Annotated in this window: 16 protein-coding genes; 6 read left to right on the forward strand and 10 right to left on the reverse strand. The window is 69.8% G+C overall.

Annotated elements, in window-relative coordinates:
- Positions 1 to 4 precede the first annotated feature (4 nt).
- Genes GSE44_RS20920 through GSE44_RS20945 form a run of 6 tightly spaced genes read right to left on the reverse strand, consistent with a single transcriptional unit; the run spans position 5 to position 5397 of the window.
- On the reverse strand, positions 5 to 1627 hold the full coding sequence (locus tag GSE44_RS20920; RefSeq protein WP_159350778.1) for an NTP transferase domain-containing protein: 1623 nt from the start codon (positions 1625 to 1627) through the stop codon (positions 5 to 7).
- Positions 1624 to 2322, reverse strand: a complete 699-nt coding sequence (locus GSE44_RS20925; RefSeq protein WP_201306162.1) for an XdhC family protein — start codon at positions 2320 to 2322, stop codon at positions 1624 to 1626. The genes GSE44_RS20920 and GSE44_RS20925 overlap by 4 nt, the downstream gene beginning before the upstream one ends.
- Entirely contained in the window at positions 2319 to 2639 is a 321-nt protein-coding gene (locus GSE44_RS20930; protein WP_159350779.1) for an XdhC family protein, read from the reverse strand. Before GSE44_RS20930 ends, GSE44_RS20925 begins: the two co-directional genes overlap by 4 nt.
- Positions 2636 to 3805 carry a vWA domain-containing protein gene (locus GSE44_RS20935; protein ID WP_235925012.1) on the reverse strand — a complete coding sequence of 390 codons (1170 nt, stop codon included), beginning with the start codon at positions 3803 to 3805 and terminating at the stop codon, positions 2636 to 2638. The genes GSE44_RS20930 and GSE44_RS20935 overlap by 4 nt, the downstream gene beginning before the upstream one ends.
- A 13-nt stretch (positions 3806 to 3818) precedes the next feature.
- Entirely contained in the window at positions 3819 to 4739 is a 921-nt protein-coding gene (locus GSE44_RS20940) for an AAA family ATPase (protein ID WP_201306163.1), read from the reverse strand.
- On the reverse strand, positions 4732 to 5397 hold the full coding sequence (locus tag GSE44_RS20945; RefSeq protein ID WP_159350781.1) for a CoxG family protein: 666 nt from the start codon (positions 5395 to 5397) through the stop codon (positions 4732 to 4734). Before GSE44_RS20945 ends, GSE44_RS20940 begins: the two co-directional genes overlap by 8 nt.
- Positions 5398 to 5610: 213 nt before the next feature.
- Between GSE44_RS20945 and prpB the strand changes: the two genes are divergently transcribed.
- Genes prpB through GSE44_RS20960 form a run of 3 tightly spaced genes read left to right on the forward strand, consistent with a single transcriptional unit; the run spans position 5611 to position 7476 of the window.
- On the forward strand, positions 5611 to 6531 hold the full coding sequence (gene prpB / locus GSE44_RS20950) for a methylisocitrate lyase (protein WP_159350782.1): 921 nt from the start codon (positions 5611 to 5613) through the stop codon (positions 6529 to 6531).
- Entirely contained in the window at positions 6528 to 7007 is a 480-nt protein-coding gene (locus GSE44_RS20955) for a DUF192 domain-containing protein (RefSeq protein ID WP_159350783.1), read from the forward strand. Before prpB ends, GSE44_RS20955 begins: the two co-directional genes overlap by 4 nt.
- Positions 7008 to 7053: 46 nt before the next feature.
- Positions 7054 to 7476: an SRPBCC family protein gene (locus GSE44_RS20960; RefSeq protein WP_159350784.1), complete on the forward strand. Its 423-nt coding sequence runs from the start codon at positions 7054 to 7056 to the stop codon at positions 7474 to 7476.
- A gap of 32 nt (positions 7477 to 7508) precedes the next feature.
- On the opposite strand, the gene GSE44_RS20965 is transcribed toward GSE44_RS20960, so the two are convergent.
- A complete protein-coding gene (locus tag GSE44_RS20965; protein WP_235925013.1) occupies positions 7509 to 8492 on the reverse strand; it encodes an MBL fold metallo-hydrolase in 984 nt (327 codons plus the stop codon).
- Complete coding sequence (locus tag GSE44_RS20970) at positions 8489 to 9340, reverse strand: ATP-binding protein (protein WP_159350785.1); 852 nt, start codon at positions 9338 to 9340, stop codon at positions 8489 to 8491. The genes GSE44_RS20965 and GSE44_RS20970 overlap by 4 nt, the downstream gene beginning before the upstream one ends.
- A 93-nt stretch (positions 9341 to 9433) precedes the next feature.
- Between GSE44_RS20970 and yajC the strand changes: the two genes are divergently transcribed.
- The gene (yajC, locus tag GSE44_RS20975) at positions 9434 to 9778 is read left to right on the forward strand and encodes a preprotein translocase subunit YajC (RefSeq protein WP_159350786.1); all 345 of its coding nucleotides are present in this window, start codon (positions 9434 to 9436) and stop codon (positions 9776 to 9778) included.
- A 107-nt stretch (positions 9779 to 9885) separates the two neighbouring features.
- Here yajC and GSE44_RS20980 read toward each other — a convergent pair whose 3' ends face one another.
- On the reverse strand, positions 9886 to 10521 hold the full coding sequence (locus GSE44_RS20980; protein WP_159350787.1) for a superoxide dismutase: 636 nt from the start codon (positions 10519 to 10521) through the stop codon (positions 9886 to 9888).
- Between the two features lie 132 nt (positions 10522 to 10653).
- Between GSE44_RS20980 and GSE44_RS20985 the strand changes: the two genes are divergently transcribed.
- Entirely contained in the window at positions 10654 to 11439 is a 786-nt protein-coding gene (locus GSE44_RS20985) for a squalene/phytoene synthase family protein (RefSeq protein ID WP_159350788.1), read from the forward strand.
- Between the two features lie 24 nt (positions 11440 to 11463).
- Here GSE44_RS20985 and uvrA read toward each other — a convergent pair whose 3' ends face one another.
- Positions 11464 to 14340 carry an excinuclease ABC subunit UvrA gene (gene uvrA / locus GSE44_RS20990; protein WP_159350812.1) on the reverse strand — a complete coding sequence of 959 codons (2877 nt, stop codon included), beginning with the start codon at positions 14338 to 14340 and terminating at the stop codon, positions 11464 to 11466.
- Between the two features lie 337 nt (positions 14341 to 14677).
- Between uvrA and ssb the strand changes: the two genes are divergently transcribed.
- Entirely contained in the window at positions 14678 to 15214 is a 537-nt protein-coding gene (ssb, locus tag GSE44_RS20995) for a single-stranded DNA-binding protein (protein ID WP_159350789.1), read from the forward strand.
- Positions 15215 to 15223 lie beyond the last annotated feature (9 nt).

A 15223-nucleotide genomic window follows, 5' to 3' on the forward strand; every position in this document is an offset into this window, starting at 1 on the left:
GGCCCTACAGTCCCTTCAGCGTCTCAGCCGTGTCGAAGTCCCGCAGCACGCCGTCATCGGCCATTTCCACGTTGAACAGCCGGTCGCCGTGGCGACCGGTGAGATATCGGGCGCCGACATCGCCGGTTATGGCGAGGATCTCCTCGAAGAACTCGCGGCCCCAAAGCACGGGATTGCCCTGCTTGCCCCGGAAGGTGGGCTGGATGATCGCGCGACCCTCCTCCGGGTCGAAGGCGGCCAGGATGCGGTCCAGCATGGCCGGGCTGACCAGCGGCATGTCGCCGAGCAGCACCAGCACGCCCTCCACATCCGGGGGCAGGGCGGCAATTCCCGCCTTGAGGGAGGCGGAGAGGCCTTCGGCATAAGTATCCGCATGGGTCGTCAGCACGGGCCGGCCGGCCAGCGCCTCCTCCACCCGGTCCCGCTCATGACCGGTGACCACCAGTACCGGCCGGGCGCGGCTGGCCAGGGCATTGTCCACCACGCGGGTGATCATGGCCTGGCCGGCCTTGTCGGCGACCATCAGCTTGTTCAGCGGCGCCATGCGGCGGGACCGGCCGGCGGCCATCACCAGCGCGGCCACCTTGCGAGGGCGGCGCGGCGCGACTGAAGGGGCGGTGCGGGGGGCATCGCCGCGGGGCAGCGGGCGGGTCTCGATCTCCTTCAGCAGCCCGCCAACTCCCATCCGCATGACGGATTTCGGCGTCACGGGAACACCGGCGAAGGCACGTTCCAGCACCCAGTCGAAGCCGTTCACCTTCGGACTGCGGGCGCAGCCGGGCAGGACCATGGCCGGAATTTCCCCGATGCGGCCGAGGCAAAGCAGGTTCCCCGGATCCACCGGCATGCCGAAATGCTCGATCACCCCGCCTGCGCGGATGATGGCGGCCGGGGCCACGTCACGCCGGTCCACCACTGCGGAAGCGCCCATCACCAGGAGCATCTCGGCCCCGGCCTTACGCAGACGGGAGAGGGCGTCGGCGATGGCGGCGGTCTCATGCGTGCACCGCTCGGCGGGCAGCATGGTGCCGCCCAGCGCCTCGATCCGGGTGCGGGTGGCCTCGGCGCCGCTCTCGATCACCTTGTCCTTCTGGCCCGGCAGCTCGCTCGCCACCAAGCCGACGCGCAGCGGGCGGAAGGGATGCAGGGTGAGGGCAGGGGCCCCGCGCAGCATGGCCTCGGCCACCTGCAGGGCGCTGGCGGGCACGGCGAAGGGGATGACCTTCAGCGTCGCGAGCATGTCCTTCGGCTGCACCACGCTGAAATCCGCCAGCGTCGCGAGGGTGAGGCTTTCGTCCAGCGCGTTCAGCCGATCGATGAGCGCCGCGTCCACCCGCAGCAGGCCCTGGGTCTCGGCTGTCAGGTTGACGCGGCCGGTCGCGGCGCGGCTGCGGGCGATGAGCGGGCGGAGCATGGCATTGGCCATGCGGTCGGCGGCCTCGTCCTCCGGCACGTCGCCGGATTCCAGCCGGGCGGCGATCACCTCCGTATGCCGCGCCGCGCGCAGCGCATCGAGGGCTGCGGCATCCAGCACGGTGCCCTTCTTCAGCACGCGATCCGGCAGGCGCAGCGTATGGGCAAGGATGGCGCCGCGCGCCTCGTTGATGGGGGTAGGGCCGAAGATCATGCGGGCCGTCCCCCGTGCAGCTTGCCCCGCCGGGCGGCGACCACCTGCGCGATGATCGAAAGCGCGATCTCCGGCGCCGTGACGGCCCCGATATCGAGCCCGACCGGCGCCTGGATGCGGGCGATGGCATCCGGCCCGTGCCCTGCCTCGGTGAGCCGGTCCACGCGCTTGGCATGGGTCCGGCGGCTGCCGAGGGCGCCGATATAGAAGGCGTCCGACCGCAGCGCGGCGTCGAGTGCCGGATCGTCCAGCTTCGGGTCATGGGTGAGGGTGACGATGGCGGTGCGCGAGTCGGGCTTCAATGCCGCCAGCGCGTCGTCCGGCCATTCCGTGACGAGGGTGGCGTCGGCGGCGAAACGCTCCTCGGTGGCGAAGGCGCGGCGCGGGTCCACGATGGTCACCGCAAGGCCCACCGAGGCCGCCATGGGAACCAGGGCCTGGGCCACATGCACGGCGCCGACCACGATCAGCCGCGGCGGCGGGGTCTGCGGGTGGATGAACCAGCTCTCGCCCTCCAGCGTCACCGGCCCCGCGCGGTCGTCACGCAGGGCGGCCTCGGCCGCTTGGGCCAGGGCGGGGGACAGGGTCTCGTCGGGATGGAGGCGCTGGGCGCCATCCGGCATGCGGGTCAGCAGCGCCACCGGACGCCGTGCCGCCCGGGCGGCCTGGAGCGTCTCGAGTAGTTCCGGGGTCACGCCAAGGGTTCCACGAAGACCTTCAGCTTGCCACCGCAGGCCAGCCCGACCTCCCAGGCGCGCTCGTCAGTGATGCCGAAGTCCAGCAACTGCGGCGTGCCGCTCTCCATCACCTGCTTCGCCACGTCGGCCACCGCGCCTTCGATGCAGCCGCCGGAAACCGAGCCAGCCAGCCGCCCGGTGGCGGTGACGGCAAGCCGTGAACCGGCGGGGCGGGGCGAGGAGCCCCAGGTCTCAACCACTGTGGCCAGGGCCACGCGCTCTCCCGCCGCGCGCCAGGCGCGGGCGGTCCCCAGGATGTCCTCGGTGCCGCTCATGCAGGCCTCCCCTGATTTCGCCCGACCGCGGACGCATCCGCCGAAAGCGTCGCGACCAGCGCACGCAGGCTATCCAGATTATGGACCTGCCGGTGCTCATGAACATGCGGTAGCAGGGCACGTATACCCGCAGCGCGGGGCTGGAAGCCGGCGAAGCGGAGCAACGGGTTGAGCCAGATCAACCGCCGGCAGGAATGGGAAAGGCGCTCGGCGGCCTCGGAAAGCCCCTCGGCGCCGCCCCGGTCCAGCCCGTCCGTGATGAGCAGCACGACCGCGCCCTGACCCAGCACCCGCCGCGCCCAGAGGCGGTTGAACCGGTCCAGCGATTCGCCGATGCGGGTGCCGCCGGACCAGTCCGGCAGGATATGGCCGACAGCCTGGAAGGCGACCTCCGGGTCGCGATGGCGCAGTGCGCGGGTGACGTTGGTCAGGCGCGTGCCGAAGACGAAGCTGTGCACCCGGTCCCGGTTGTTCTCCACCGCATGAAGGAAATGCAGCAGGATCTGCGCGTAGCGCGCCATGCTTCCCGAAACGTCGCAGAGAAGCACCAGCGGCGGCGGCCGTGTGACGCGACGGCGGCGGGAGATGGTGGCGATCTCGCCCCCCAGCCGCATCGAGGCCCGGATGGTTGCGCGGAGATCGACGCGCGGCCCGCTGGGATCCGGGCGGAAGCGGCGGATCGGGTGTTCGGCCAAGGGCAGGGTCAGGCGGCGGATGGCGCGCTTGGCCTCCTCCATCTCCTCTGCCGTCATGGACTCGAAATCCAAGCGGTTCAGCCGTTCGGCGTCGCTGACGGTCAGCGCCGAATCCTCGCGGCGTTCCGGCTCGCCGGCCGGGGGCCTGGGCGGGCCGCCGCCGGGCATGGCCTCGGATGCGCGGCGGGCGGCCGGCGGCACGCGCTCGGGCGGCGGGTCATCCGCGCCGGGCGCGCGGACCGGCGCGTCGGGGTTACGCCAGAAGAGGTCGAAAGCCGCGTCGAAGACCTCGAAGTGCTCGCGGCGGCGGATCATCGTTGCGCGGAGGGCAGCCCGGAAGGCCTCCCGGTCTCCGACCGGCACATGCCCCAGCGCCTCGGCGGCGGCCAGGCTCTCGGTGGGGCCAACCGGCAGGCCGGCGCGTCGCAGCATCCGCCCGAAGGCGAGGAGATTGGGCGCAAGGGCGCTCACGGGCGAAAGCGCCTCACGGCGCCGCCTCGCGCGCCTCCTCCACGCGGCGAGCCAACTCCGCGCCGCGCAGCTTCGCGATGTCATCCTGGTATTTCAGCAGCACGCCCAGCGTGGCCTCGGCCGAGGCGGGCTCGAGTTCGCGCCGGTCGAGCGCAGTCAGCGCGCGGGCCCAGTCGATCGTCTCGGCCACGCCAGGCGGCTTGAAGAAGGCGTCGCCGCCGCGCAGCCCCTGGGTGAAGGCCACCACCTGGGCCGAGAGGGCCGCCGAAACCTCCGGTGCCCGCCGGGCCAGGATGGCGCGTTCCCGCGCCGCATTCGGGTAATCGACCCAGTGGTAAAGGCAGCGGCGGCGGATGGCGTCATGCACCTCCCGCGTCCGGTTGGAGGTGATGATGACCACCGGGGGCGTTTCCGCACGGATGGTGCCCAGCTCCGGCACGGTGATCTGGAAGTCGGCCAGGATCTCCAGCAGGAAGGCCTCAAAGGGCTCATCCGCGCGGTCGAGCTCGTCGATCAGCAGGAGGGCGGGGCTGCCCTCGATGGCCTGGAGGAGGGGACGGGCCTCCAGGAAGCGGCGGTCGTAGAGCCCACGTTCCAGCGCGCCGCGGTCCGCTTGGCCGGCGGTCTCGGCCAGCCGGATCGCCATGAGCTGGCGGGCATGGTTCCACTCATAGGCGGCGGAGGAAAGGTCCATGCCGTCATGGCACTGCAGCCGCACCAGCCGGCGCGGCAGCTGGGCGGCCAGCACTTTCGCGATCTCGGTCTTGCCGGTGCCGGGTTCGCCCTCCAGCAGGATCGGGCGGCCCATGGCGAGCGCCAGGTGCACCGTGGTGGCGAGCGCCCTGTCCGCGACATAGCCGCCTGCCTCGAGCAGTGCCTGGGTGGCGGCAACGTCCGGCGGCAGGGCGGCCGAATGTGGGCGGAGATCAGCCAATGACGAAGAGGAGTCCCAGGACGCCGAGCATCAGGACGCCGCCGATCCACAGGTTGATGGGCAGGCCATAGGGCTCGCGCGGGATGGCGGCCAGCATGGCGCCCAGTCCACCGCTTGCCGCGGGAGGGGCGGTGCGGCCCTGCATCGCCGACTGCTTCGTCGGGGTGGGCGGGACGGTCATGGTGTCAGTGGCGGCCATTGTGTCGGTTCCGGGTGCCGGGGCGAGTTGGGCGGCGAAGCGGTCGAAGAACTGGTCCGCCATCTGGCGGGCGGTGCTGTCGACCAGCCTTGCGCCGAGCTGGGCCATCTTCCCGCCCACCTGCGCCTTCACATTGTAGTTGAGGGTGGTGGTGGAAGGGCCTTCCTCCACCAGGGCGACATCGGCGCCGCCGCGGGCGAAGCCCATGGCGCCACCCTGGCCTTCGCCCGTGATGGTGTAGCCGGCCGGCGGGTTGATGTTGGACAGCGTGACCTTGCCGCCGAACTTGGCGGACATGGGGCCGATGCGGACGCTGACCTTGGCGGCGAAGCTGTCCGGACCGGTGCGCTCCACGGACTCGCAGCCGGGGATCGAGGCCTGGAGCACGGCGGGGTCATTCAACGCCTCCCAGACCCGCTCGCGCGGCGCCTCGATGCGGCGGCTCCCCGTCATGTCCATCCGTTCTGCTCCTTGGCGGTGTTCGCTTGCGCCGCAAACTAGGCGCAGGGCGCGCCCGGGGGAAGGGCACCCACGCCCGCAGCCGTCGTCGGCCGGGCGCGTCTGGCCGCTGGTGGGCGCGGGTGGTAGCGTTTTGCCTCGGGTGACGGCGCCGCCTGTCGGCGCGGCCATGGCCGCCCCGCGCGCCCCGCGAGGACATTCCGGGAGGTATGCATGCCCTATGTGATTGGAGAGGACCTGCCGGAGGCGCCGGCTGGGGTGCGGCTTCGCGCGCTGCTGGAGCGGCCGGGCATTCTGCGGCTGCCGGGGGCGCAGACGGGCATGGCGGCGCTGCTGGCCAGGCGGGCGGGGTTCGAGGCGCTCTACATGTCAGGCGCGGCCATGTCGGCCGGCATGGGCCTGCCCGATCTCGGCATGATCACGGTCGATGATGTGTGCTGGCACATTCGCCAGGTGGCGCGCGCCTCTGGCCTGCCGGTGCTGGTGGATGGCGACACCGGCTATGGCGAGGCGCTGAATGTCATGCACATGGTCCGCGCCTTCGAGGAGGCCGGCGCGGGGGCGGTGCATCTGGAGGACCAGTTGCTGCCCAAGAAATGCGGGCATCTGAACGACAAGAAGCTGGCCGACCCACATGACATGGCCGCCAAGGTGGCCGCCGCCCGCAAGGCGCGGCGCCACCTCACCCTCATCGCCCGCACCGATGCGGCGGCGAGCGAGGGCATGGACGGGGCAGTGGCGCGGGCGAGGCTCTATCTCGAGGCCGGGGCGGACGCGATCTTCCCGGAAGCCCTGACCACGGCCGAGATGTTCCGCGAATTCGCCCGGCGCATGCCCGGCGTGAAGCTGCTGGCCAACATGACCGAGTTCGGCCGCACGCCCTTCTTCACGGACCAGGAGTTCGAGGCGATGGGCTATGCCATGGTGATCTGGCCGGTCTCGGCGCTCCGGGTGGCCAACCGCGCCATGGAGGAGCTCTACGCCGCCATCCAGCGGGACGGCGGCACCCAGGGCATGGTCGAGCGCATGCAAACCCGCGCCCAGCTCTACGAAACCATCGGCTACCACGACTACGAGGCCCTCGACGCCTCCCTCGTCAAAACCATCATCCCCGAGGGAATGCCACAACGATGAGGCGACGCCTCCTTCTCGGCCTGCTGGCGCTCGCGCCGGCTGCCGGGATCTCCCCTGCCCAGGCCCAGGATGGTCCCCAGCCGAAGCTGCCGACGGAGCCGCTGACCATCGTGACCCGCGACGGCAAGCGGCACGAGTTCCAGGTGGAGATGGCGATCGATCCGCAGCAGCAGATGGTGGGGCTGATGTTCCGCCCCTCGGTCGGGCCGAATGAGGGGATGCTGTTCGACTGGGGCCAGCCCCGCGAGAGCAGCATGTGGATGCGCAACACCATCACTTCGCTGGACATGCTGTTCATCACGCAGTCCGGCGTGGTGCTGCGGATCGCGGAGCGGACGGTGCCGCGCAGCCTCGCCGCCATCAGTTCCAACGGGCCCGTGCGAGCCACGCTGGAGTTGGCGGCCGGAACGGCGGAGCGGCTCAACATTCGCGTCGGCGACAAGGTGGAGCAGCGGATCTTCGGGACCGCGCGCTAGGCCAGGGGGCGGGGGTCGGCTCGCTCCAGCCCAGAGGGGCCCTCGCATGTCCGTCGATCCGAGCACCGACGGCGCCTACATGCAGCGGCGCTTCGCGGCACCGCCCGAGCGTGTCTTCGATGCCTGGACGGATCCGGCGCTGGCGCGGCAGTGGCTGCTGACCGTGCTCATCGGCAAAATTTCGGCGCTTGAGATGGATGCGGGGGTTGGTGGTGTGTACCGCCTCACCGGTGACCGGCTCGAAGCCTTCGGGGAGTTCCTGGAGCTGGATCGGCCGCGGCGCCTCGTCATGACCTTCGGCGTGCCGGTCCAGGGACCGTCCAGTGAAAGGCTGGTCGTTGAGATCGCGCCGAGCGGAACGGGCTCGGAACTCTCCCTCACCAAGGAGGGGATGCCGACCGAGATCGGCCAGGAGCTTCAGCAAGATTGGAACCGGATGTTCGATCTGCTCAAGGCGGCGATTCGATAGCTGGTCTTCCGATCACCGGCATGCGTTCCGCCCTATGGCGATTCCCCCTGCAGGGGCAGGATCAAGGTCTGCCCGAAACGCGGGACAATGAAGCAGTCTTCCGCCAGCCCGGCCTCGGCGCGGGCAACAGCCAATGCGCGGGCCGGCTCGTCGATTCCTTCCTGAGTGAGCTTGAAGGTGCCGAAATGCATGGCGATGGCCGTTTGCACGCGCGCCTCGGACCGCGCCTGCACCGCCTCTTCCGGCCCCATGTGGACGCTGCGCATAAACCATCGCGGCTCATAGGCGCCGATCGGGATCAGGCCGATGGCGAAGGGGCCGAGTTCACGGCCAATCTCCGCCAGGTGCCCGCCATGGGCCGTATCGCCCGCAAAGAGGATGGCGCCCGCCGGCGTGCCGATGGCGAAGCCGCCCCAGAGGGAGCGTCCGCGGTCCCCGACACCGCGGGCCGAGAAGTGGCGGGCGGGAAGATAGGTGATGGTGGCGCCGCCGACGGTGGTTTCGCCCCACCAGTCCAGTTCCTCGGCGCCGCGCAGCCCATTGCGGGCCAGGATAGCGGCGTTGCCCAAGCCGGTGACGATACGCGGCGATTTCAGGCGGCGCAGCGTCGAGATGTCCATGTGGTCGTAGTGATTATGGGTGAGCAGAACGGCATCGAGAGGCGGCAGGGCTTCCAGCGCGAGCCCCGGCGCCCGGGCGCGGCGGGGTCCGAGGAAGGGGAGTGGGCTGCAGCGCTCACTCCAGATGGGATCGGTCAGCAGGGTTGGCCCGCCCGCGATGCGGATCAGGAAGGTCGCATGGCCGATGAAGGTGACGGCGGCATGACCCGGCGGAGGTTCGGCAGGCGGCGTCTGGTACGGATTCTTGAGCCGGCGGGGCCAGGGGGTGCCCTGGCCCTCCCGGATCATCTGCCACACCTGCCCGAGCGGATGCCCGGCGACGCTGCCATCCGGATTCAGGAAGCGTCCGTCGGCACCGCGGCGCGCACCCAGTCTCCTTGGCAGGCTGAAGCTCAAGCCGCGACCTTCACGCCCAGCTCACCGGCCATGTCCAGCGCGAACTGCCAGGCCACGCGGCCGGAGCGGGAGCCGCGGGTGATGGTCCATTCCTTGGCGCGCGCGAGGAGGACATCCCGCTCCACTGGAAGGCCGAGCGCCTTCGCATAGCCCTCGACCATGGCGAAATAGGTAGGCTGGTCGCAGTTGTGGAAGCCGATCCACAGGCCAAAACGGTCGGAGAGCGAGACCTTCTCCTCGACGGACTCGCTGGCATGGATGGCGCGCTGCTGCTCGTTCTCGATCATGTCCCGCGGCATCAGGTGGCGGCGGTTAGAGGTGGCGTAGAACACGACATTCGGCGGGCGCCCGGCGATGCCGCCGTCCAGCACCGACTTCAGCGCCTTGTAATCGGCATCCTCGCGCTCGAAGGAAAGGTCGTCGCAGAAGACCAGCACACGGCGGGGCTGCTCGCGAAGGATCTCCAGCAGCTCGGGAAGCGTGGTGATGTCTTCCCGCGCGATCTCGATCAGGGCGAGGCTGCCGGGGATCTCGGCATTGGCCCGGGCATGCGCGGCCTTGACCAGAGAAGACTTGCCCATCCCGCGCGCGCCCCAGAGCATGGCGTTGTTGGCAGGCAGGCCGCGGGCGAAACGGAGTGTATTCTCCAGCAGAAGGCCCTTCTGCTGCTCGACACCCTGGAGCAACCCGATCTCGACAGCGGAGACGCGGCGAACGGGCACGAGGCGGGGCAGGGGCGTCGGGTGCCAGATAAAGGCGTCGGCACCGTCCAGCCGGGGCAGGGCATGCGGGGCCGGCGCGATGCGCTCCAGCGCCTCGGCGATACGGGTCAGCAGGGCTTCGTTCATGGGTGACGTTCCGGCTCGGCTTGACGCGAGGGGGTGGACAGCTAGTTTCCGCCCCTCTTCGCACCCACAACGCCCGGACGGAAGCCCAGCCCCATGTTCATCTCCCCGGCCTACGCCCAGGACGCAGCCGCCGGCGGCGCGACCGGCATGATTATGCAGTTCGCCCCGCTCATCCTCATTTTCGTCGTGTTCTATTTCATCCTGATCCGCCCGCAGCAGCGGAAGGCGAAGGAGCATCGCGAGATGCTCATGCAGCTGAAGCGCGGCGACCGCGTGGTCACCGCCGGGGGTCTGGTGGCCAGCATCACCAAGGTGAAGGAAGGTTCCGACGAGATCGAGGCTGAGATCGCCCCGAATGTGCGCGTGACTGTCGTGCGCGGAACGATTGCCAGCGTGATCCGCCCGACCGCCGCGAACGACGCGGCCGCCAAGAGCTGATCGCCAGCTGCCGAACATGCGAAGGGCGCCGTGGGAGAACCCGCGGCGCCCTTCATGCTTGAAGGGGCCGCCGCGAGGGCGGCCCTTTCTCGTTCAGGCCGGCTGATTCAGGCGGACTGGCCGGAGGTCATGCCCTTGTCGAGCAGGGAGGCCACGAACTCCCAGTTCACCAGCTTCTCCAGGAAGTTGGTCAGGTAGTCCGGGCGGCGGTTGCGGAAGTCCAGGTAGTAGGAGTGCTCCCACACGTCGACGCCGAGGATGGGCGTGCCCTCTCCGGTGGCGAGCGGGTTGGAGCCATTCGGGGTCTTGGTGATCTTCAGCTTCCCGGAGGAATCCTGGACCAGCCAGGCCCATCCGGAGCCGAACTGGCCGACGCCTGCGGCCTTGAAGTCGTCCTTGAACTTCTGGAGCCCACCGAGATCGCTGTCGATCTTGGAGGCGAGCGCGCCCGGGATCTTCTCGCCGCCGCCATTCGGCGACATCACCTGCCAAAAGAGCAGGTGGTTCCAGTGCTGGCCGGCTTGGTTCAGCACGGGCAGGCCATCGGCCCCGGCCTTGCCGGCCTCGGTGACGATCTGCTCCAGCGTCTTGCCCTGGAGCCCCTTGCTCTCGATCAGGCCGTTCAGCGCCGTGACATAGGCCTGGTGGTGCTTGCCGTGGTGCAGCTCCAGCGTCTCCTGCTGCATGCCGCGGGCGGCGAGGGCTCCGGCATCATAGGGCAGGGGGGGAAGGCTGAAGGCCATGAGGCGTCTCCTTGGCAGGTGATTCGGGCCGCAATGTCGCGCTTGTAGCGGCCCGGGCCAAGGGCAGCGGGCGTCACTCCGGCGCGAGAGTGGGTGCTTGCCAGCCCGGGCGGGGCGGTCCAAGGGGCGGACATGGACGCCAAGCCCGCCCTTTCCCCCGTGGCCGAACTGGCCCGGCGGCACGACCCGGACCGCTTCCTCTGTGCCTTGTTCGCGCCACCCGGTGCCCGCGAGACGGTGTTCACCCTCATTGCCTTCAACAATGAGCTGGCGCGCGCGCGGGAGGCGGCGCGTCGGGAGCCGATGATGGTGCTGATCCGGCTGCAATGGTGGCGGGATGCCGTGGAGGAGGCCAGCACGGGCGCACAGGCCCGGCGGCATGAGGTGGCGGAGCCGCTGGCCGCCGAGATCCAGGCGGGGCGTCTCGATCCGGCTGCTTTGCTCGCGATGATCGAGGCCCGGGAAGCCGAGGAGACAGGGGAGGATACCCCGGCCCTGCTGGCTCGGCTGCGCGGCACCGCCGGTACGATGGCGGCGGAGACGGGCCGGGTGCTGGGCGCGCCCGAGGGGGCGATGGAAGGGTTGCGGCAGATCGGGACCGCCTATGGCGTGGCGGGAACCCTCCGGAGCCTTACCGTCCTGGCAGCGCAAGGGCGGGACCCGCTGCCGCAGGGAGGCAATGCGGCAGAGGCCGGGCGCGAACTGGCGCGCCAGGGCCTGTCCCTCCTGGAAGCCGGGAGACGGAAGCTGGCGGCGCTGCCGAAGCCCGCTGTGGCCGCGGCCCTGCCTGCGGTCCTCGCCAGGAGGGACCTGCAGCGCGTCCTGCGAAACGACTGGCAGCCAGGTGCCCCCCAGTGGCAGCGCGGGGTTGGGGACCGGGCGGCGGTGGCCTGGGCCGGCTGGCGCGGGCAGGTCTGACCACCCGCCCCGGGCCCGCCCTCCTCAGGCCCGCTTGCGGCGCTTCGCCGGAGCCGGCGCCGCAACAGGGCGACCGGCCAGGAGCGGTGCCAGGAAGCGCCCGGTATGGCTCTCCGCGCTGGCGGCCACCTGTTCCGGCGTGCCCTCCGCGACGATGCGCCCGCCACCGTCGCCGCCCTCAGGGCCCATGTCGAGCAGCCAGTCGGCGGTCTTGATGACCTCGAGGTTGTGCTCGATCACCACCACCGTATTGCCCTGGGCGACCAGGGCATGCAGCACCTCCAGCAGCTTGCGCACATCTTCGAAATGCAGGCCGGTGGTCGGCTCGTCGAGGATATAGAGGGTGCGGCCGGTGGCGCGGCGGGCCAGCTCCTTGGAGAGCTTGATGCGCTGCGCCTCGCCGCCCGAGAGGGTGGTGGCCTGCTGGCCGAGATGGATGTAGCCGAGGCCAACCTCGGTCAGGACCTTCAGCTTCTCGCGGATGGAGGGCACGGCGGAGAAGAACTCCAGCCCTTCGTCGACCGTCATCTCCAGCACGTCGGAGATGGACTTGCCCCGGAACTTCACCTCCAGCGTCTCGCGGTTGTAGCGCTTGCCCTTGCAGGTGTCGCAGGTGACGTAGACGTCCGGCAGGAAGTGCATCTCGATCTTGATGAGGCCGTCGCCCTGACAGGCCTCGCAGCGGCCGCCCTTTACGTTGAAGGAGAAGCGGCCAGCCTTGTAGCCACGCGCCCGGCTGTCCGGCAGCTCGGCGAACCAATCGCGGATCGGGGCGAACAGCCCCGTATAGGTCGCGGGGTTGGAGCGCGGGGTGCGGCCGATCGGCGACTGGTCGATGTCGATGATCTTGTCGAGATGCTCCAGCCCTTCGAGCCGCTCATGCGGGCCGGGCACCGTGCCGGCGCCCATCAGGCGGCGGGCGGCGGCCTTGTAGAGGGTCTCGATCACCAAGGTGGACTTGCCGCCGCCGGAGACACCCGTCACGCAGGTGAAGGTGCCAAGCGGCAGGGAGGCCGTGACCGATTTCAGGTTGTTGCCGGTGGCACCCACCACCCGGAGCATGCGCTTCGGATCCGGCTCGCGCCGCTTCTCCGGCACCGGGATGGAGCGGCGGCCGGACATATAGGCGCCGGTGATGCTGTCCGGATGGGCGGCGACCTCCTCCGGCGTGCCATGGGCGATGATGCGGCCGCCCCCGGCGCCGGCGGCGGGGCCGATATCCACGAGATAATCAGCGGCGCGGATGGCATCTTCGTCATGCTCGACGACGATGACGGTATTGCCGATGTCCCGCAGGCGGCGAAGCGTGCCCAGCAGGCGCTCGTTGTCGCGCTGGTGCAGGCCAATCGAGGGTTCGTCCAGCACATAGAGCACGCCCGTCAGGCCGCTGCCGATCTGGGAGGCGAGACGGATGCGCTGGCTCTCGCCGCCGGAAAGGCTGGCGCTGCCACGGGCGAGGGAGAGGTAGTCCAGCCCCACATCCACGAGGAAGCGCAGGCGGTCGTTGATCTCCCGCAGGATGCGGCGGGCAATTTCCTGCCGCTGCGGAGTAAGCTGATCGAAGACGCCCGAGAACCACTCCATGGCCTTGCGGATGGAGAGGCTGGAGGATTCGGCGATGTTGAGGCCGGCCACCTTCACGGCCAAGGCCTCGGGCTTGAGGCGGGCGCCGGCGCAGACATGGCAGGGACGATCGGACTGGTAGCGCATCAGGTCCTCGCGGACCCAGGGATTGTCCGTCTCGCGCAGCCGGCGCTGGAGGTTTGGGATCACCCCCTCGAAGGGCTTCTTCACCTCATAGGCGCGCAGCCCGTCCTTGTAGCGGAGCGTCACGACCTCCCCGGAGCCGTGGAGGATGGCCTCTCGGACGGGTTTGGACAGATCTGCCCAGCGGGTCTTGATCGAGACCTTGTAGTGGCGGGCCAGGCTCTCGAGGGTCTGGTCGTAATAGGGGGAGGACGCGCCGGTCCAGGGGGCAATGGCGCCATCGCCGAGGGGCTTCTCGTCATCCGGCACCACGAGAGCGGCGTCGAAGAAGGTTTCGGTGCCGAGCCCGTCGCATTCAGGGCAGGCGCCCTGGGGCGAGTTGAAGGAGAAGAGCCGGGGCTCGATCTCCTCGATGGTGAAGCCGGAGACGGGGCAGGCGAAGCGGGAGGAGAAGACCGTCCGCTCCCCGTTGTCGGCACCTTCCAGGTAGACGACGCCGTCCGAGAGGCCGAGGGCCGTCTCAAAGCTATCGGCCAGGCGCTGGGCGGCGCCCTCACGGACCACCACGCGGTCCACCACCGCCTCGATGTCGTGCTTCTTCTTCTTGTCGAGGGCGGGCACCTCCTCAATCCGATAGAGGGTACCGTTTACCTTCACCCGCTCGAAGCCCCGGCGCTGGAGCTCCGCGATTTCCTTCTTCCACTCGCCCTTCTTGCCGCGGGCGATGGGGGCCAGAATCAGGAGGCGGCTGCCTTCGGGCAGGGCCATGACCCGGTCAACCATCTGGGAGACGGTCTGGGCCTCGATCGGCAGGCCGGTGGCCGGCGAATAGGGCACGCCCACCCGCGCCCAGAGGAGGCGCATGTAGTCGGCAATCTCGGTGACCGTGCCGACGGTGGAGCGGGGGTTGTGGGAGGTGGTCTTCTGCTCGATCGAAATGGCCGGGGAGAGGCCTTCGATGCTGTCCACATCCGGCTTCTGCTGCAGCTCCAAGAACTGCCGGGCATAGGCCGACAGGCTCTCGACATAGCGGCGCTGGCCCTCGGCATAGATGGTGTCGAAGGCGAGGGACGACTTGCCGGAGCCGGACAGGCCGGTGATGACGGTCAGCGTGCCCTTCGGAATGTCGAGATCGACATTCTTCAGATTGTGCTGCCGGGCGCCCCGGATGCGGATATGGCCGCCCGTGCCGATCTCGAGGCTGCCCCGATTGGCGAGCCGCTTGCCGGGGAGGGGCTTGGCACTGGTATCGGTCAGGCTGTCAGGCACGGGGCAATCCGACCTTTGTTCGCATTGTGTTCACGAGGTTGTGCCACCATATGGTGATGTCGGGAAGGGGTCGCCGGGGGGCGCCCTGACCCTTCCCCCCGGGGGGTGGCCTCGCCGCTCCCCGGGGGGTAGCTTCCCCGGCCCGCGATGGTTTCCCTCGCGGGGCACGGCGATTCGCGGCCCCGGCACGCGGCGCCGCCAAATATGTTATGGATAGGTTTCGGCCGGGGAGAGCCCCGGTCCGGACAAGGATGTGGGTGGCATGGCCGGCGTCAACAAGGTGATCATCCTCGGCACGCTGGGGCGCGACCCGGAAGTGCGGAACTTCCAGAACGGCGGAAAGGTGGTGAACCTGCGGGTCGCCACCAGCGAGCGCTACAAGGACCGCGAAGGCAACCAGCAGGAGCGCACCGAGTGGCACTCGGTGGCCATCTTCAACGAGAAGCTGGGCGAGATCGCCGAGCGCTACCTGAAGAAGGGCAACCAGGTCTATCTGGAAGGCCAGCTTGAGACCCGGAAGTGGACCGACCAGCAGGGGGTGGAGAAATACACCACCGAAATCGTGCTGCGGCAGTTCCGCGGTGAGATCGCGCTGATCGGCGGCCGCAGCCAGGGTGGTGGCGGCGACGAGGCCGGCGGTGGCTATGGCGGCGAGCGCGGCGGATCCTCCGGCGGCGGCTATGGCGGCGGCAACCGGCCCTCCGCCGGTGGCGGTGCCAGCAAGCCGCGCGGCGGCGCTGGTGGCGGGGGTGGCTGGGATGCGCCCAAGGCCGACCTCGATGACGACATTCCGTTCTGATTTATCTGG

The sequence above is a fragment of the Muricoccus harenae genome (assembly GCF_009848505.1).
Taxonomy (GTDB): Bacteria; Pseudomonadota; Alphaproteobacteria; order Acetobacterales; family Acetobacteraceae; genus Roseomonas; species Roseomonas harenae.

Coding starts and splice junctions, on each gene's coding strand:
- GSE44_RS20920 (WP_159350778.1), bottom strand. CDS start 1,627: ATGATCTTCGGCCCTACCCCCATCAACGAGGCGCGCGGCGCCATCCTT.
- GSE44_RS20930 (WP_159350779.1), bottom strand. CDS start 2,639: ATGAGCGGCACCGAGGACATCCTGGGGACCGCCCGCGCCTGGCGCGCG.
- GSE44_RS20945 (WP_159350781.1), bottom strand. CDS start 5,397: ATGGACATGACGGGGAGCCGCCGCATCGAGGCGCCGCGCGAGCGGGTC.
- prpB (WP_159350782.1), top strand. CDS start 5,611: ATGCCCTATGTGATTGGAGAGGACCTGCCGGAGGCGCCGGCTGGGGTG.
- GSE44_RS20955 (WP_159350783.1), top strand. CDS start 6,528: ATGAGGCGACGCCTCCTTCTCGGCCTGCTGGCGCTCGCGCCGGCTGCC.
- GSE44_RS20960 (WP_159350784.1), top strand. CDS start 7,054: ATGTCCGTCGATCCGAGCACCGACGGCGCCTACATGCAGCGGCGCTTC.
- GSE44_RS20970 (WP_159350785.1), bottom strand. CDS start 9,340: ATGAACGAAGCCCTGCTGACCCGTATCGCCGAGGCGCTGGAGCGCATC.
- yajC (WP_159350786.1), top strand. CDS start 9,434: ATGTTCATCTCCCCGGCCTACGCCCAGGACGCAGCCGCCGGCGGCGCG.
- GSE44_RS20980 (WP_159350787.1), bottom strand. CDS start 10,521: ATGGCCTTCAGCCTTCCCCCCCTGCCCTATGATGCCGGAGCCCTCGCC.
- GSE44_RS20985 (WP_159350788.1), top strand. CDS start 10,654: ATGGACGCCAAGCCCGCCCTTTCCCCCGTGGCCGAACTGGCCCGGCGG.
- ssb (WP_159350789.1), top strand. CDS start 14,678: ATGGCCGGCGTCAACAAGGTGATCATCCTCGGCACGCTGGGGCGCGAC.